Genomic DNA, 15,556 nt, shown 5'->3' on the forward strand with positions numbered 1-15,556 from the left:
CGCGAGGGGCGGCCGATAGCCGCCCCGGGTCTATCATTGCCGAAGCAATGACAGCGAGGAATTACAGTGCCTTCAGGGTACCTTTAGGCAGCAGGGTGGTGATGGCGCTCTTTTGCACCGTGACTTCGGTGCCGGTCGCCACTTCGATGGTGACGTAAGCGTCCACTACCTTGACAACACGGCCCAGCATGCCGCCGGCGGTGACGACTTCGTCACCCTTGGCCAGCGCGTCCATCATCGCCCGTTGTTCTTTGGCGCGTTTTTGCTGTGGGCGGATCATCAGGAAATACATGACCACGAACATCAATACCAGCGGCAAGAAGCTGGTCAGGTTGCCGCCGAGGCCGAGGGATTCGGTTGGGGCTTGCGCATAAGCGTTGGAAATGAAAAACACGGTGACTCCAGTTCTAATCAGTTTGAAAAAATAGCGCTGTATTCTAGCATTGGCTATACGTCATAACCCGAATTGCAGCCATGGCAACTTTAAATGGGGCTAAAAAAGCATTATGCAATGCTTTATCGCCCCAGTCCAAGCACCAATACACAAAACTTCCGGCCCGGCTGCCGCCAGAGCGCAAGCTAAGCTTTTCTTAAGTTCCGCGTGCCCGTTCCGCATGGAATTGCAGGGTAAACGCGTGGAAACGGTCTTCGTCCAGCGCCTCGCGCATCTGGCGCATCAAGTCCAGATAATAATGCAGGTTATGGATGGTATTGAGGCGCGCGCCGAGGATTTCCTTGGAGCGGTGCAAATGGTGCAGATACGCGCGCGAAAAATTGCGGCAGGCGTAGCAGCTGCACGTCTCGTCCAGCGGCGCCTGGTCTTCCTTGTATTTGGCGTTCTTGATCTTGATATCGCCAAAACGGGTAAACAGCCAGCCATTGCGGGCGTTACGCGTCGGCATGACGCAATCGAACATGTCGATGCCGTTCGACACGCCCGCCACCAGGTCTTCCGGCGTGCCCACGCCCATCAGGTAATGCGGCTTGTTGGCCGGCAGGCGCGGGCCCACGTGGGCCAGCATGCGCATCATGTCTTCCTTCGGCTCGCCGACGGACAGGCCGCCGATGGCGATGCCGGGGAAATCGATCTCTTCCAGCTTGGCCAGGGACTCGTCGCGCAGCATTTCGAACATGCCGCCCTGCACGATGCCGAACAGCGCATTCGGGTTTTCGCCGCGGTGGAACTCGTCCTTCGAACGCTGCGCCCAGCGCAAGGACATGCGCATGGACTTGGCCGCTTCCTCGATGGTGGCCGGGCGGCCTTCGATTTCGTACGGCGTGCATTCGTCGAACTGCATCACGATGTCGGAATTCAGGACGCGCTGCACCTGCATCGACACTTCCGGCGAGAGGAACAGTTTATCGCCGTTGATGGGCGAATTGAAATGCACGCCCTCTTCCGTGATCTTGCGCATGGCGCCCAGCGAAAACACCTGGAAGCCGCCGGAATCCGTCAAAATCGGCTTGTTCCAGCCCATGAAACCGTGCAAGCCGCCGAATTTTTCCATGACCGTGTTGCCAGGGCGCAACCACAAGTGAAACGTGTTGCCCAAAATGATCTGCGCGTCGATCTCGTTCAGTTCCAGCGGCGACATCGCCTTGACAGTGCCGTAAGTGCCCACTGGCATGAAGATCGGCGTCTGCACGACGCCATGGTTGAGTTTCAAGGTGCCGCGGCGTGCCTTGGTCTGGCCGCTCGTGTCGGTCTTGAGTAATGTAAATTCCAGCATGGTCAGTCTTTCACGGGAGTATCAAGGTTCAGCGCAGCGCGCGATTGCGTGGTGAGCAGCATCGCATCGCCATAGCTGAAGAAACGGTAGTTCTGCGCGATCGCGTGCGCGTAGGCGCTGCGGATCGGTTCATAGCCGGCAAAGGCCGACACCAGCATCAGCAGGGTCGACTTCGGCAAATGGAAGTTGGTGATCAAACGCGTCACCGTCTTGAAGGCATAGCCGGGCGTGATGAACAGGGCCGTATCGGCGCTGCCCGCCACCAGCTGGCCGCTTTGCGAGGCCGATTCCAGCGCGCGCAGGCTGGTCGTGCCGACGGCGACCACGTCGCGCCCGGCAAGTTGGGCGGCGCGCACGGCGTCGACGGTGTCCTGCGGCATGGTGTACCACTCGGTATGCATCTTGTGCTCTGCCAGCACTTCCGTGCGCACGGGCTGGAAGGTGCCCGCGCCCACGTGCAGGGTCACATAGGCGAAGTTGACGCCCTTCGCCTTCAACTGGTCGAGCAAGGCCTGGTCGAAATGCAGGCCGGCCGTCGGCGCGGCGACGGCGCCCGGCACCTTGTTGAAGACAGTCTGGTAGCGCGTCTCGTCGAATGCGTCCGCATCGTGCTCGATGTAGGGCGGCAGCGGCAGCCGGCCATGCGCCTCGATCAGCTCGAATACGTCGGCCTCGAAATGCAAGGTAAAAAATTCGCCGGCGCGCTGGCCGACCGTCACGTCAAAGGCGTCGGCCAGGCGGATGCGGCAGCCGGGCGGCGGCGACTTCGAGGCGCGCACCTGGGCCAGCACGGTGCGCTCGTCGAGCACGCGCTCGACCAGCGCCTCGATCTTGCCGCCGCTTTCCTTGACGCCGAAGAAGCGCGCCTTGAGCACGCGCGTATCGTTCATCACCAGCAGGTCGCCCGCGGCTAGCTGCCCGACGATGTCGGCGAACTGGCGGTCGACGAGGGTATCGCCGTCCAGATGCAACAGGCGCGAGGCGCTGCGCTCGGCCAACGGAGTTTGCGCAATGTTTTCTTGCGGCAAATTAAAATCGAAATCGGAAAGCGAATACATGCGTTTTGCTTCAAAAGTACGTCAAAAATGATTAGGAGTGCGCAATGGAACATCTGGCACTATACTGTGCGCCTATACAGGCATTACAATAATCCGCCGCAACAATTTACGACTGCGGTACGCACAGGGTGTGCCGGACAACCCTCTATTTTACGCTAGCGGCACAAAAATCTCCGATATGTCCGAACCCAAGCCCGATCTTCCTCCCACAGCCAAGCCGGCCGCGAAGCCGAAAGCCGCCAAAAAAGTGGTCAGCACGGAAAGCCGGCTGGCCAAACTGGGCTTGCGCACGGATATGGATCTGGTGCTGCACCTGCCGATGCGCTACGAGGACGAGACCAAGGTCTACACGATACGCGACGCCTGCCTGCGCGGCGGCGAGTCGTGGCAAGTCGAGGGGGTCGTCACCAAGTGCGAAGTCAATTTCAAGCCGCGCAAGCAGCTGCTGGTGACGATCGCCGACGAAACGGGCAATTTGCTGCTGCGTTTCATGAATTTCTACGGCAGCCAGGTCAAGCAGCTGGCCGAAGGCACGCGCGTGCGCGCGCGCGCCGAACTGAAACACGGTTTTTTCGGCGCCGAGATGGTGCACCCGACGTATAAAGTGGTCAACGAGGGCGCACCGCTGCCCACGGCCCTGACGCCTGTGTACCCGTCCGGCGAAGGCCTGTCGCAGCACGTGCTGCGGCGCGAAATCGCCGACGCCATGCGCCGCATCGACTGGCAGGACACCTTGCCGGACCAGCTGCTGCGCGAGATGCAGCTGTCGCCGTTCCGCGCCGCCGTGCACCTGCTGCACTATCCGCCGCAGGACATCGATGAAAGCGCGCTGATGGACCGCTCGCACCCGGCCTGGGTACGCATGAAGTTCGATGAGCTGCTGGCGCAGCAGCTGTCGCTGAAACGCGCCCAGCGCGCGCGCCGCTCGAAAGGCGCCGCCTCGTTGCCCATTATCGGGACTTTATCGAAAGCCTTCGGCGCCGCCCTGCCCTTCAAGCTGACGGGCGCGCAGGCGCGCGTGCTCGAGGAAATCCGCGCCGACCTGCGCCAGCCGTATCCGATGCAGCGCTTGCTGCAGGGCGACGTCGGCAGCGGCAAGACGGTCGTCGCCGCCCTGTCGGCCACACAGGCCATCGACAGCGGCTACCAGGCGGCGCTGATGGCCCCCACGGAGATTCTGGCCGAGCAGCATTTCCGCAAGATCGCCGCCTGGATGGAGCCCTTGGGCGTCAAGGTGGCGTGGCTGACGGGGAGCCTGAAGAAAAAGGAAAAGACGGCGGCGCTGGCCCTGATCGAATCGGGCGAAGCGCAGCTGGTGATCGGCACGCATGCGCTGATCCAGGATAACGTGCTGTTTGCCAAACTGGGCCTGGTGATCGTCGACGAGCAGCACCGCTTCGGCGTGGGCCAGCGCCTGACCCTGCGCAACAAGGGCGACAGCGCGGCCGTGCCGCACCAGCTGATGATGTCGGCCACGCCGATCCCGCGCACCCTGGCCATGACGTATTACGCCGACCTGGAAGTGTCCGTGATCGACGAGCTGCCGCCCGGCCGCAGCCCCATCGTCACGCGCGCCATCGACCAGAACCGGCGCGACGAAGTCATCGCCCGCGTGTATGCGGCCGCGCTGGAAGGCCGGCAAGTGTACTGGGTCTGTCCGCTGATCGAGGAATCGGAAGCGCTGCAGCTGCAGACGGCAACCGATACCTACATGATGCTGGCCGAAGCCCTGCCCGCGCTGCAGGTGGGCCTCGTGCACGGCCGCTTGAAACCGGCGGAAAAGCAGGAAGTGATGGACGCCTTCATCGCCGGCCATATCCACGTGCTGGTGGCCACCACCGTCATCGAGGTGGGCGTCGACGTGCCGAACGCTTCGCTGATGGTGATCGAGCATGCCGAGCGCTTCGGCTTGTCGCAGCTGCACCAGTTGCGCGGCCGCGTGGGCCGTGGCACGGCCGCCAGCGTCTGCCTGCTGCTGTACCAGGGCCCCTTGGGCGGCGTGGCGCGCCAGCGCCTGATGACCATGCGCGAAACGACGGACGGTTTTGAAATTGCCCGCCGCGACCTGGAAATCCGCGGTCCCGGCGAGTTCCTCGGCGCGCGCCAGTCCGGCCAGGCCATGCTGCGCTTCGCCGACCTGGAAACGGATCAATGGCTGGTCGATCAGGCGCGCGACGTGGCGCACGACCTGCTGCACGCCACCACGGCCGCCGCCGCAGCTACCGTGGAAGCGCATCTGGCGCGCTGGCTCGGTGGGAAAGAGGAATTCCTGAAGGTGTAAATCTGGTATTGCATGCTTCAGGGTGTTGTCGGATTACGCGCTGTGCGCTAATCCGACAACCTTGCTAGCGCTCCTCACTCCCGCCCAACATCCGCCACCTCCACACCGTCCCCGCCCCAATCGGCGGCATACCGTCCCTGCCTTACATACCGGTGAAAACTGGAATACGGCCAATCGATGACTTTGCCCACCAAACCATGTTTGACAGGGTTGTAATGGATGTAATCGACATGGTTGGCGAAGTCGCGCTCATCGCGCAAGACATGCTCCCAATACCGCTGCTGCCAGACATTTTTAAGATTGCTGTGCTTGCTGAACCATGTCTTGATCAAGCGCCAGCGCGTCATGAAATCGGCATCGCCTTCAGGCAGTGTCCAGATGCAATGCAGGTGATCAGGCAGGATGACGATAGCGTCGATAGCGAATGGCTTTTTATGGGGCACGGCGCGGAAAGCGTCCCGCACCAGGTCTACAACTGTTGCTGATGCAAAAACGGACCGGCGGCGTGACGTCACCACCGTGAAGAAGAAGCTGCCGCCTGGCTGGTATGCGCGTCGGTATCGCATGATTTCAGGGTATTGTCGGATTACGGCCTGCGGCCCAGACGCCGTCGGTATTGTTTATTTTCGGGTGATGTCGGATTACGGCCTGCGGCCTAATCCGACTTCCAGCGTAATCCAACTGTTCGCAAACTACCTTGCGCCCGCGCAGCCTACATGCACATCCAGAAGCGGTTCGCCAGGTCGAGCATGAAGTCCGGCCGCAGATAGGCCAGGAAGACGATGGCCAGCAGCGCCGCGCCAGCCAGGCGCCATAGCCATGTGCGCCAGCTGCCCATTATGCCGCCACCGCCACGCGCTTGACGGCGCGCTCGTCGATAGGCAGGTTGATCAGCGCGGCCATGAGCCCCAAGCCGATGGTGATCATCCACACGATGTGGTAACTGCCCTGGTGTTCGTACAGATAGCCACCCAGCCAGGCGCCGAGGAAACTGCCCACCTGATGCGAGAAGAACACCATCCCGGCCAGCATCGACAGGTGCTTCACGCCGAAGATGCCAGCGATGATGCCGTTCGTCAGCGGCACGGTCGACAGCCACAGCACGCCCATGCCGGCGGCGAACAGGTACACGGACCAGGCCGACAATGGCGCCAGCAGGAACACGGTGATGACCACGGCGCGCGTCACATAGATGGCCGACAGCAGGTAGCGCTTGGCGATCTTGCCACCGAGTTTGCCCGCGTAGTAGGAGCCGACGATGTTGAACAGGCCGATCAGCGCCAGCGCCGTGACGGCGACGTTCGGATTCAGCAGGCCCTGGTCCTTCAGGTAGGCCGGCAAGTGCACGCCGATGAAGACCAGCTGGAAACCGCAGACAAAATACCCTGCCAGCAGCAGCCAGAACGAGCGGCTGGCGATGGCTTCGCTGAAGGCGGCGCCAACGCTTTGCTGCGGGCCGCTGGCGTGCGAGACGGGTGGCTCGCGCAAATAAAAGGCCATCGGGATCATGGCCAGCAGCACCAGCGCGGCCAGCACATAAAAGGCGTTTTGCCAGCCCACGGCGGAAATCAGTTGCTGCTCGACCGGCATCATGAGGAACTGGCCGAACGAGCCGGCCGCCGACGAGATGCCGAAGGCCCAGGAGCGCTGCTCGGGCGGCGCGCTGCGGCCGATGATGCCGCTGATGGCGCCGAAGGCCGTGCAGGCCAGCGCCAGGCCGATAAAGATGCCGGACCCGACGATGAACAGGGTGGGCTGCGTGACGAGCGCCATCCACACCAGACCCGCCATGTAGCTGATGGCGCCGACGATGACGACGCGCATGGTGCCGAAACGGTCGGCCGCCATGCCGGCGAACGGGCCGAAGACGCCCCACATCAGGTTTTGCATGGCCAGCGCCAGCGAATACGTTTCGCGCGTCCAGCCATTCGCTTGCGAGATCGGCTGCATCCAGAAGCCCAGGCCGTGGCGCACGCCCATCGCCAGGGTCAGGACGACGCCGCTGGCGATGAGGACGGTTTTCAGGCTGGGACGGGAGGAGTGCAATGTCATGGGATTCCTGCTTACGCCTGGTCGGCTTGGTAGACGAGGCCAATCTGGCCGCGCATGGTGTCAAGGTTGTGCATCAGCGCCACGCTGTCGGCGTGCGGCATGACGGGGCTTTCCAGCAGGCCGGCGCGGATGCAGCGCATCGCTTCGATCGCCTCGTGCGCGTAGCCATTGCCCAGGTGCGGCACGGCGACGACGCGGCGTTCGCGATCCATCGCTTCGACGATCAGGTGGTCGGGCTTGTAAAAACGGTTGGGCAGGCGGACGCGCCCCAGGCTGCCGGATATGGTCATTTCCGTCGGTGTCAGCGCGCGCAGGCTGCAGGCGCAGGACGAGGTGCCTCCGCCCGTGTGCAGCAGCGAAAACACCACCTGCTCATCGACGCCGGTGGCGCCCAGCTCGGCCAGCGCCTGCACCTGCGATACGGGGCCGAGGAAGAAGGCCGCCATCGACAGCGGATAGATGCCCACGTCGAGCAGTGCGCCGCCGCCGAGTGCGGGATTGAACATGCGGTGCTCGGGCGGGAAATTGGCGACAAAGCCGATATCGGCCTGCACCTGCTGCAGCACGCCGATTTCGCCGCTGGCGACGATGCGTTTGGCTTCCTGCACGGCGGGCAGGAAACGGCTCCACATGGCTTCCATCAGAAACAGTTTTTGCTCGCGCGCCATGTCCACCACGGCCTGCGCTTCGCGCGCGTTCATGGTGAACGGTTTTTCGCACACGACGTGCTTGCCTGCGGCCAGGCACATCAGGGCATTTTCCGCATGCAAGGTGTGCGGCGTGGCGATGTAGATCACGTCCACGTCGGGGTCCATGGCCAGCGCCTGGTAAGAGCCGTGGCAGTGTTCGATGCCGAATTCGGCGCCGAACGCCTGCGCGCCGGCGCTGCTGCGCGAGGCAACCGCCACCAGTTGCGCACCGGGCGCATCGCGCAAACCATGGGCCATCGCGCGGGCGATCTTGCCGGTGCCGAGGATACCCCAACGGACGGTATTTTCCATGCTATTGATCTCTTTCTGCGCCAGCTTCCTTGCGCTTCGGGCGGAACACCGCCGCATCATTGTAAAAATCGTCGTTCTGGCCTTCGCACCAGCCGGGCAAACCGAGCACGGGCAGCGGCGTGAAGTCTGCCGTGGAAAGGCCTTGCCGGGCCAGGTCCTGCGCCACCCGCTCGTCGAGCCAGGCGCGCCGTGCCGCATCGTCCAGGGTGAAATAGGCGTCGCCCGCGAAGATCACGCGCGTGTGCGCCGTGATGGCCTTGCGCGGCGCCACCAGTTTTTCCATCAGCGCGTGGCCGAACAGCCAGATTTCGGCGTCGCCGCCGGCGCCAAACTTGTCGCGCTGCGCAATGAAGGCGCTGCGCCAGTCATGCCCGCGCAAGGCCGCCTCCAGCGCGCGCCCCGCATCGCTGTCGCGCAGCACCAGCAAGGCGGAATTCTCATCGAAAATCGTCGCGCCATCGCGCGCGGGACCACGCGATTTGCCGACGCCGGACAGCGCGATCTGCGCCGCCTGCAGCGCGTTCAATTGCCGCTTGATGCGGGGGAAGGTGAGCCACACGAGCGCGTTGAAAAAATCGTGCAGATTGTCGCGCGTCGGCACGCCGCCCGTCGCGCCGATGAACGCCTCGTAGGCGACACCTTCGGGCAGATCCGCTTGCGGCACGAAGGCCAGCGGCAAGCCGGAGGGATTGCGCAAGTCCAGCGCCCGCGCCCGCCCGTTCAGCGCATTGATCACGGTGTCGCGCTGCAGGTCCAGCTGCCGTCGCGCCGGCAGCACCGTGGCAAACCAGGGGCGGGTCCAGTCTATCGATGGCAGCATGGCGTGATTACACCATTTTCCAGTTGATCTGCTCGCCCGCGTTGAGCGGAATCACGTGGCTGTCGCCCAGCGGCAGCGAGGCTGGCAAGGTCCAGCTTTCGCGCATCAGGGTGATGCTGTCCGTGTTGCGCGGCACGCCGTAGAAGGCCGGGCCGTGGAAGCTGGCGAACGCTTCCAGTTTATCGAGCGCGCCGGCCCGCTCGAACGCTTCCGCATACATTTCCATCGCGTGCAGGGCCGTGTAGCAGCCGGCGCAGCCGCAGGCCATTTCCTTGGCGCCCTGCGCGTGCGGCGCCGAGTCGGTTCCGAGGAAGAAACGCTCGTCGCCGCTGGCGGCGGCCGTCATCAGGGCCAGACGGTGCTCTTCGCGCTTGAGGATGGGCAGACAGTAGTAATGGGGGCGGATGCCGCCCTTGAAGATTTCGTTGCGGTTGTACAGCAGATGATGCGCCGTGATGGTAGCGGCGATCGGGCCTTCCGCTTCAGCCACGTACTGCGCCGCATCCTTGGTGGTGATGTGTTCGAACACCACCGACAGGGCCGGGAAGGCGCTGCGCAGCGGACGCATCACGCGCTCGATGAAGACGGCTTCGCGGTCGAAAATGTCGATTTCCGGGTCCGTCACTTCGCCGTGCACGAGGAAGGGCATGCCCACTTCCTGCATCACTTCGAGCACCTTGTAGCAGTTCTTCAAATCCGTCACGCCCAGGTCGGAGTTCGTCGTGGCGCCGGCCGGATACAGTTTCACGGCTTGCACAATGCCGCTATCCTGCGCGCGGCGGATTTCGTCGGGCGAGGTGTTGTTCGTCAGGTACAGCACCATCAGCGGATCGAAGTTCACGCCTTCGGGCACGGCAGCCAGGATGCGCTCGCGGTAGGCGCTGGCATCGGCCGTGGTGGTGACAGGCGGCTTCAGGTTCGGCATGACGATGGCGCGGCCGAACTGGCGCGCGCTGTGCGGCAGCACGCTGGCCATGACGGCGCCATCGCGCAGATGCAAATGCCAGTCGTCAGGACGGGTGATGGTGATGGAAGATGGGACGGCGGTCGGGGTGTGATCGAGTGTGGACATGGCGGCTGCTCTCAGGCGGTCATTGCGGATGCTGCCATTTTACCAGCCGCAGGGCCGGCCCGCCGGCCAGGACACCCGTGCACGCTCGCTGCCGGAACGATCAAACGGCCAGTATGCACTGGCCGTTTTCAATATCAGGAGTGCACGCGAATCAGGGTGCAGCCACCCTGGCCGTCAGCTCCTGCGCGCGCGCTGAAAATTAATGGATGATCTTGGCGAGGAAATCGCGCGCGCGGTCCGAGCGCGTCGTGTTGAAGAAGTCATCCTTGCTGCAATCTTCGATGATCTTGCCCTGGTCCATGAAGACGATGCGGTTGGCGACTCTTTTTGCAAAGCCCATTTCGTGGGTGACGACCATCATCGTCATGCCTTCCTGCGCCAGGCCCACCATCACGTCGAGCACTTCGTTGATCATCTCCGGGTCGAGCGCCGATGTCGGCTCGTCGAACAGCATGGCGATCGGGTCCATCGACAGCGCGCGGGCGATTGCCACGCGCTGCTGCTGGCCGCCCGACAGCTGGCCGGGAAATTTATCCTGCTGCGACAGCAAGCCGACGCGGTCCAGGTATTGCAAGCCCTTGGCATTGGCTTCGTCGGCGCTGCGCCCCAGCACCTTGATCTGGCCGATGGTGAGGTTTTCGCGGATCGACAGGTGCGGGAACAGCTCGAAATTCTGGAACACCATGCCGATGCGCGCGCGCAGTTTCGACAAATTCGTCTTCGGGTCGTTGACGCTGATGCCGTCGACGATGATCTGCCCCTGCTGTATCGGCTCGAGGCCGTTGACGGTCTTGATCAGGGTCGACTTGCCGGAGCCGGACGGGCCGCAAATGACCATCACGTCACCCTTGGCAACCTTGGTGGTGCAGTCGGTCAGCACCTGGAACTGGCCATACCATTTGCTGACATTATTGAGTTCAATCATCTTGTTCTTTCTTTTCGGTTAGCGAATGATGGCGACGCGTTTCTGCAGGCGTTTTACCAGGAACGACAAGGCATAGCACAGCACGAAATACACGACGGCGACAAACACGTACATCTCCACCAGGCGGCCGTCGCGCTGGGCGATCTTCGAGGCGGCGCCGACGAAATCGGGGATCGACAGCACGTACACGAGCGAGACATCCTGGAACAGCACGATGGTTTGCGTCAGCAGCACGGGAATCATGTTGCGGAAGGCCTGAGGCAGCACGATGCTGCCCATGGTCTGCCGGTAGTTCATGCCCAGCGCCTGGCCTGCCCACACCTGGCCGCGCGGGATCGACTGTATGCCGCTGCGCATGATCTCGCAATAGTAGGCCGCCTCGAACATGATGAAGGTGATCAGCGCGGAGGAAAACGCGCCCACTTTCACGGGTTCTTCCGCGCCGATGATCCAGGCAGCGATGTACGGCACCAGGAAGTAGAACCAGAAGATCACCAGCACCAGCGGGATCGAGCGTATCAGGTTGACGTAGCTCGACGCCACGCCCGAAATGAGGCGATTGCCGGACAGGCGCATCAGCGCCAGCAGGGTGCCCAGCACGATGCCGCCCACCATGGACAGCGCCGTCAGTTTCAGGGTGAACACCATGCCGGTCTGGAACAGGTAGACCCACGAGCGGGAGATGACATCGAAGTCGAAATTGCCGAACATATCAATGTCCTCCCGTCTTGGCGCCGGCGACGATGAAGCCCGGGATGGCGACCTTTTTTTCGATCAGGTGCATCAGCACCACCACCAGCAGGTTGACGACGACATAGATGATGGTGGCGGCTGAAAACGCTTCGAATACCTGGAACGAGAATTCCTGGATGGCGCGCGCGCTGGCCGTCAGTTCGATCAGGCCGATGGTCAGCGCCACGGAACTGTTCTTGATGATGTTCAAAAATTCGCTGGTCAGCGGCGGCATGATGACACGCGCGGCCATCGGCAGCAAGATGAAGCGGTAGGTTTGCGGCAGGGTCAGGCCCAGCGCCGTGCCGGCCAGTTTCTGCCCGCGCGGCAGTGCCTCGATGCCTGTCGTTACCTGCACGGCCACGCGCGAGGAAGTAAAGAATCCCAGGCACAGCACGGCAGTGACGAACGGCGCATTCGGCAGCGACTTGACCCAGGCGCCCAGGTCCGGCGGCAGCAGTTCCGGCATGACGAAATACCAGAGGAACATCTGCACCAGCAGCGGCACGTTGCGGAACAATTCGACGTAGGCATTGGCCACGCCCACCAGCCATTTGTTCGGCAGGGTGCGGACGGTGCCGATCACCAGACCCAATATCAATGCCATGATCCACGCCGTACCGGCCGTGGCCAGGGTCCAGACCAGGCCGGACCACAAAGTGTCCATATACGTGCCCACGCCATCGGGAGAAATCTCCCAGAAAATGCGCCAATTCCAGTTGTAATTCATGATCATCCTTCCCATGCAGCCCAGGGACAGCGGCCAGGCGCCCGTCCCGCAATTGAAACGGGAGGCTTGCGCCCCCCGGTTTGTTACGCAGTCTTTACTTTTTCCGTTTGTCCGAGGTCTTCTGCGCTTCGGGCACGGCCGCATACGCAGCCGGGTCACCCGAGTCGGTCGGATTCATGAACACGGCCTTCAATTGCGGCGGCATCGGGAATTTCAGGTTGATGTTTTTCGGCGGAATTGGCGAGGTAAACCATTTCGCGTAAATGCGGTTGATGTCATCGCTCTTGTACAGGCGGATCAGGGCTTCGTCGACCACTTTCTTGAAAGCTGGATCGTTCTTGCGCAGCATGATGCCGTACGGCTCGACCGACAGCGCATCCTTGGTGATTTCGTAGTCGTTCGGATTTTTCGAATTGGCCACCTGCGACGCCAGCAGGATATCGTCGTTGGCTTCGGCCACTGCGCGGCCCGTTTCCAGCATCAGGAACGATTCAGGATGATCCTTGCCGACGGCGATATTCATGCCCAGGTTTTTTTCCTTGTTCAGGATCGTCATCTGCTTGATGGTCGACGTGCCGGCCGTGGCGACCAGCGTCTTGCCGCGCAAGTCTTCCAGGGTCTTGATGTTCGAGGATTTTTTCGCCAGGATGCGGTTGCCGATGACGAACATGGTGGGGGCGAATGCCACCTGCTGCTGGCGCTCCAGGTTGTTCGTCGTCGAGCCGCATTCGAGGTCGATGGTGCCGTTGGCCATCAGCGGGATGCGGTTGGCCGACGTCACGGGGCTCATCACCACTTTCAGTTCGCTCAAGCCCAGGTGCTTTTGCAGTGCCGTGACGACTTTCATGCACAGGTCGATCGAATAACCCTGGTATTGCTGTTTGTCATCGAGATAGGAGAAGGGCACGGAGCCGTCGCGCACACCGAGGGTGACGGAACCGGCTTTCTTGATCTTGGCCAAGGTGCCGGTCAATTCCTGAGCCTGGACTGGCGACATGCTGCTGATGACACCGACGCTGAGCAGCGTGGCGATGATTTTGGTCAATTTCATAAATTCTCCTGGGCGGACAAACCGGATGGACTCCGAACGAAACAACTGTGGTGCAAACGCCACCAATGGAATTAATTTTATTTCATTTTCAGCGCTGGACTAGCCGTTTTCTGCGATTGTCCTCAAATAGGCGCTATGCGCGCGCCTGAATCAGCGCGGCTGTAGCATTTTTCCTACTGATTTCCCCTTCCCGATTTATTTTGCCGGCGCCAGCCCCGCCAACTCGTCCTCTTGCGCCTCATCGTCCATATTCGCCTGCTGGCGTTGCCACATCTGCGCGTACAGGCCATTCGCGGCCAGTAGTTGCGGATGCGTGCCCCGCTCGACGATGCGGCCATGGTCGAGCACCAGGATTTGCTGGGCGTCGGCCACCGTCGACAGGCGGTGCGCAATGACCAGGGTGGTGCGGTTCTTGGCGATCTCTTTCAGCTGCGCCTGGATCGCCTGCTCGGCCTTCGAGTCGAGCGCCGACGTCGCTTCATCGAAGATCAGGATGGCCGGGTCTTTCAGCAAGGTACGGGCGATGGCCACGCGCTGCTTTTCGCCGCCCGACAGTTTCAAGCCCCGCTCACCCACCATGGAGTTGTAGCCATCTGGCAAGCTTTCAATAAAATCATGGATCGATGCGGCCTTGGCCGCCGCCACGATGGCGTCCTTGCTGGCGCCCGGCTTGCCGTAGGCGATGTTGTATTCGATGCTGTCGTTGAACAAGACCGTGTCCTGCGGCACGATGCCGATGGCCGCGCGCAGCGAATCCTGCGTGATGGCCCGCAAGTCCTGACCATCGATGGTGATGCTGCCGCCATCGACTTCGTAAAAGCGGAACAGCAAGCGCGACAGGGTCGACTTGCCCGAGCCACTGTGGCCCACCACGGCCGTCGTGGTGCCGGCGGGGATCTGGAAATCGACGTCGAACAGGATTTGCCGCTTGGCTTCGTAGCTGAAATCCACATGCTGGAAACGCACGGCCGCGCCGCGCGTGACGAGCGGCTGGGCGGCCGGCGTATCGGCGATTTCGCGGTTTTCGTTCAGCAAGGAAAACAGGCGTTCCATGTCGGCCAGGCTTTGCTTGATTTCGCGGTAGATGACGCCCAGGAAATTGAGCGGAATGTACAGCTGGATCATGAAGGCGTTCACCAGCACCAGGTCGCCCAGGGTCATGCTGCCGGCGATCACGCCCACCGTGGCGCGCCAGAGTATCAATGTCACGGCCGTGGCGATGATCAAGGACTGGCCCGTATTGAGCAGGGACAGCGAAGTCTGCGATTTCACGGCCGCCGATTCATAGCGCTGCAAGCCTTCGTCGTAGCGCTTCGCCTCGTAATCCTCGTTGCCGAAATATTTCACGGTTTCATAGTTGATCAGCGAATCGATGGCCTTGGTATTCGCCTTCGAGTCGAGATCATTCATGGTGCGGCGGAAATGCGTGCGCCAGTTCGTCACCAGCACGGTAAACGCGATGTACGACACCAGTGCCACCGCCGTGATGACGGTAAACCAGATGTCGTAATGCAAGACCAGATAGCCGAGCACGAGGGTGATTTCCACCAGGGTCGGCAAGATGTTGAACAAGGTATAGGAAATGAGCGAACCGACGCTGCGCGTGCCCCGTTCGATGTCGCGCGTCATGCCGCCCGTCTGGCGGTTCAAATGAAAGCGCAGGGACAGCGCATGCAGGTGGCGGAACACTTGCAGCGCGATGGTGCGCACGGCCCGCTGCGTGACCCGGGCGAACAGGAACTCGCGCAACTCCGTGAACAAGGTGGTCGACAGGCGCAGCAGGCCGTAGGCCACCAGCAAGCCGACCGGCAGCACCAGCAGCGCTTGCGGGTGCGCCGCCGTGATCGTCATGGCGTCGACGAGTTTTTTCAGGATCAGGGGCACGCCCACGTTGGCCAGCTTGGCACCCACCAGGCATAGCAGCGCCAGCAGCACGCGCCATTTGTAGACCCACAGATACGGCAGCAAGGTCTTGATGGTGGCGAAATCGCTGTGGCTGGCGGAGGCTGGCGAGCGGGGCGGAGGGGGAGTCTGGGAACGGCGCATGGCGAAGGTCGGCTTTTTATGGTTCAATCGGGGCAATTGTAGCCTTTCATGAGAATAA

At 62.0% G+C, this 15,556-nt stretch carries 15 protein-coding genes; 1 reads left to right on the plus strand and 14 read right to left on the minus strand.

Features of this window, described 5'->3' with window-relative positions:
• Positions 1–61 precede the first annotated feature (61 nt).
• The 3 genes from yajC to queA form a co-directional block, all read right to left on the minus strand.
• Positions 62–394, minus strand: coding sequence for a preprotein translocase subunit YajC (gene yajC / locus AC54AF_RS16630; RefSeq protein ID WP_496637436.1), 333 nt, complete (start codon positions 392–394; stop codon positions 62–64).
• A 196-nt stretch (positions 395–590) separates the two neighbouring features.
• Positions 591–1,730, minus strand: a complete 1,140-nt coding sequence (tgt, locus tag AC54AF_RS16635) for a tRNA guanosine(34) transglycosylase Tgt (RefSeq protein WP_496637437.1) — start codon at positions 1,728–1,730, stop codon at positions 591–593.
• A gap of 2 nt (positions 1,731–1,732) precedes the next feature.
• Positions 1,733–2,788 carry a tRNA preQ1(34) S-adenosylmethionine ribosyltransferase-isomerase QueA gene (gene queA, locus AC54AF_RS16640; protein ID WP_496637438.1) on the minus strand — a complete coding sequence of 352 codons (1,056 nt, stop codon included), beginning with the start codon at positions 2,786–2,788 and terminating at the stop codon, positions 1,733–1,735.
• A 178-nt stretch (positions 2,789–2,966) separates the two neighbouring features.
• Between queA and recG the strand changes: the two genes are divergently transcribed.
• Entirely contained in the window at positions 2,967–5,069 is a 2,103-nt protein-coding gene (gene recG, locus AC54AF_RS16645; RefSeq protein ID WP_496637439.1) for an ATP-dependent DNA helicase RecG, read from the plus strand.
• A 74-nt stretch (positions 5,070–5,143) separates the two neighbouring features.
• Here the strand turns inward: recG and AC54AF_RS16650 are convergent, their stop codons facing one another.
• The 11 genes from AC54AF_RS16650 to AC54AF_RS16700 form a co-directional block, all read right to left on the minus strand.
• On the minus strand, positions 5,144–5,635 hold the full coding sequence (locus AC54AF_RS16650; protein WP_496637440.1) for an REP-associated tyrosine transposase: 492 nt from the start codon (positions 5,633–5,635) through the stop codon (positions 5,144–5,146).
• Positions 5,636–5,781: 146 nt separating this feature from the next.
• The gene (locus AC54AF_RS16655; RefSeq protein WP_256608852.1) at positions 5,782–5,907 is read right to left on the minus strand and encodes a hypothetical protein; all 126 of its coding nucleotides are present in this window, start codon (positions 5,905–5,907) and stop codon (positions 5,782–5,784) included.
• Positions 5,907–7,121, minus strand: coding sequence for an MFS transporter (locus AC54AF_RS16660; RefSeq protein ID WP_496637441.1), 1,215 nt, complete (start codon positions 7,119–7,121; stop codon positions 5,907–5,909). Before AC54AF_RS16660 ends, AC54AF_RS16655 begins: the two co-directional genes overlap by 1 nt.
• Before the next feature lie 11 nt (positions 7,122–7,132).
• Positions 7,133–8,122: a Gfo/Idh/MocA family protein gene (locus AC54AF_RS16665; protein ID WP_496637442.1), complete on the minus strand. Its 990-nt coding sequence runs from the start codon at positions 8,120–8,122 to the stop codon at positions 7,133–7,135.
• A gap of 1 nt (position 8,123) precedes the next feature.
• On the minus strand, positions 8,124–8,942 hold the full coding sequence (locus AC54AF_RS16670; RefSeq protein ID WP_496637443.1) for a DUF3025 domain-containing protein: 819 nt from the start codon (positions 8,940–8,942) through the stop codon (positions 8,124–8,126).
• Between the two features lie 7 nt (positions 8,943–8,949).
• The gene (gene pyrC, locus AC54AF_RS16675) at positions 8,950–10,014 is read right to left on the minus strand and encodes a dihydroorotase (protein WP_496637444.1); all 1,065 of its coding nucleotides are present in this window, start codon (positions 10,012–10,014) and stop codon (positions 8,950–8,952) included.
• Positions 10,015–10,213: 199 nt separating this feature from the next.
• Positions 10,214–10,939 carry an amino acid ABC transporter ATP-binding protein gene (locus AC54AF_RS16680; protein WP_496637445.1) on the minus strand — a complete coding sequence of 242 codons (726 nt, stop codon included), beginning with the start codon at positions 10,937–10,939 and terminating at the stop codon, positions 10,214–10,216.
• 18 nt (positions 10,940–10,957) lie between these two features.
• A complete protein-coding gene (locus tag AC54AF_RS16685) occupies positions 10,958–11,650 on the minus strand; it encodes an amino acid ABC transporter permease (protein ID WP_496637446.1) in 693 nt (230 codons plus the stop codon).
• Between the two features lies 1 nt (position 11,651).
• Positions 11,652–12,401 carry an amino acid ABC transporter permease gene (locus AC54AF_RS16690; protein ID WP_496637447.1) on the minus strand — a complete coding sequence of 250 codons (750 nt, stop codon included), beginning with the start codon at positions 12,399–12,401 and terminating at the stop codon, positions 11,652–11,654.
• A gap of 94 nt (positions 12,402–12,495) precedes the next feature.
• A complete protein-coding gene (locus AC54AF_RS16695; RefSeq protein WP_496637448.1) occupies positions 12,496–13,452 on the minus strand; it encodes an amino acid ABC transporter substrate-binding protein in 957 nt (318 codons plus the stop codon).
• A 195-nt stretch (positions 13,453–13,647) separates the two neighbouring features.
• Positions 13,648–15,498: an ABCB family ABC transporter ATP-binding protein/permease gene (locus tag AC54AF_RS16700; RefSeq protein ID WP_496637449.1), complete on the minus strand. Its 1,851-nt coding sequence runs from the start codon at positions 15,496–15,498 to the stop codon at positions 13,648–13,650.
• Positions 15,499–15,556: the final 58 nt, after the last annotated feature.

The sequence above is a fragment of the Janthinobacterium sp. JF4 genome (genome assembly GCF_059617925.1).

Excerpts from the sequence above, each read along its gene's own strand:
- tgt (WP_496637437.1), bottom strand. The coding sequence starts at position 1,730 with ATGCTGGAATTTACATTACTCAAGACCGACACGAGCGGCCAGACCAAG.
- queA (WP_496637438.1), bottom strand. The coding sequence starts at position 2,788 with ATGTATTCGCTTTCCGATTTCGATTTTAATTTGCCGCAAGAAAACATT.
- recG (WP_496637439.1), top strand. The coding sequence starts at position 2,967 with ATGTCCGAACCCAAGCCCGATCTTCCTCCCACAGCCAAGCCGGCCGCG.
- AC54AF_RS16650 (WP_496637440.1), bottom strand. The coding sequence starts at position 5,635 with ATGCGATACCGACGCGCATACCAGCCAGGCGGCAGCTTCTTCTTCACG.
- AC54AF_RS16655 (WP_256608852.1), bottom strand. The coding sequence starts at position 5,907 with ATGGGCAGCTGGCGCACATGGCTATGGCGCCTGGCTGGCGCGGCGCTG.
- AC54AF_RS16660 (WP_496637441.1), bottom strand. The coding sequence starts at position 7,121 with ATGACATTGCACTCCTCCCGTCCCAGCCTGAAAACCGTCCTCATCGCC.
- AC54AF_RS16665 (WP_496637442.1), bottom strand. The coding sequence starts at position 8,122 with ATGGAAAATACCGTCCGTTGGGGTATCCTCGGCACCGGCAAGATCGCC.
- AC54AF_RS16670 (WP_496637443.1), bottom strand. The coding sequence starts at position 8,942 with ATGCTGCCATCGATAGACTGGACCCGCCCCTGGTTTGCCACGGTGCTG.
- pyrC (WP_496637444.1), bottom strand. The coding sequence starts at position 10,014 with ATGTCCACACTCGATCACACCCCGACCGCCGTCCCATCTTCCATCACC.
- AC54AF_RS16680 (WP_496637445.1), bottom strand. The coding sequence starts at position 10,939 with ATGATTGAACTCAATAATGTCAGCAAATGGTATGGCCAGTTCCAGGTG.
- AC54AF_RS16685 (WP_496637446.1), bottom strand. The coding sequence starts at position 11,650 with ATGTTCGGCAATTTCGACTTCGATGTCATCTCCCGCTCGTGGGTCTAC.
- AC54AF_RS16690 (WP_496637447.1), bottom strand. The coding sequence starts at position 12,401 with ATGAATTACAACTGGAATTGGCGCATTTTCTGGGAGATTTCTCCCGAT.
- AC54AF_RS16695 (WP_496637448.1), bottom strand. The coding sequence starts at position 13,452 with ATGAAATTGACCAAAATCATCGCCACGCTGCTCAGCGTCGGTGTCATC.
- AC54AF_RS16700 (WP_496637449.1), bottom strand. The coding sequence starts at position 15,498 with ATGCGCCGTTCCCAGACTCCCCCTCCGCCCCGCTCGCCAGCCTCCGCC.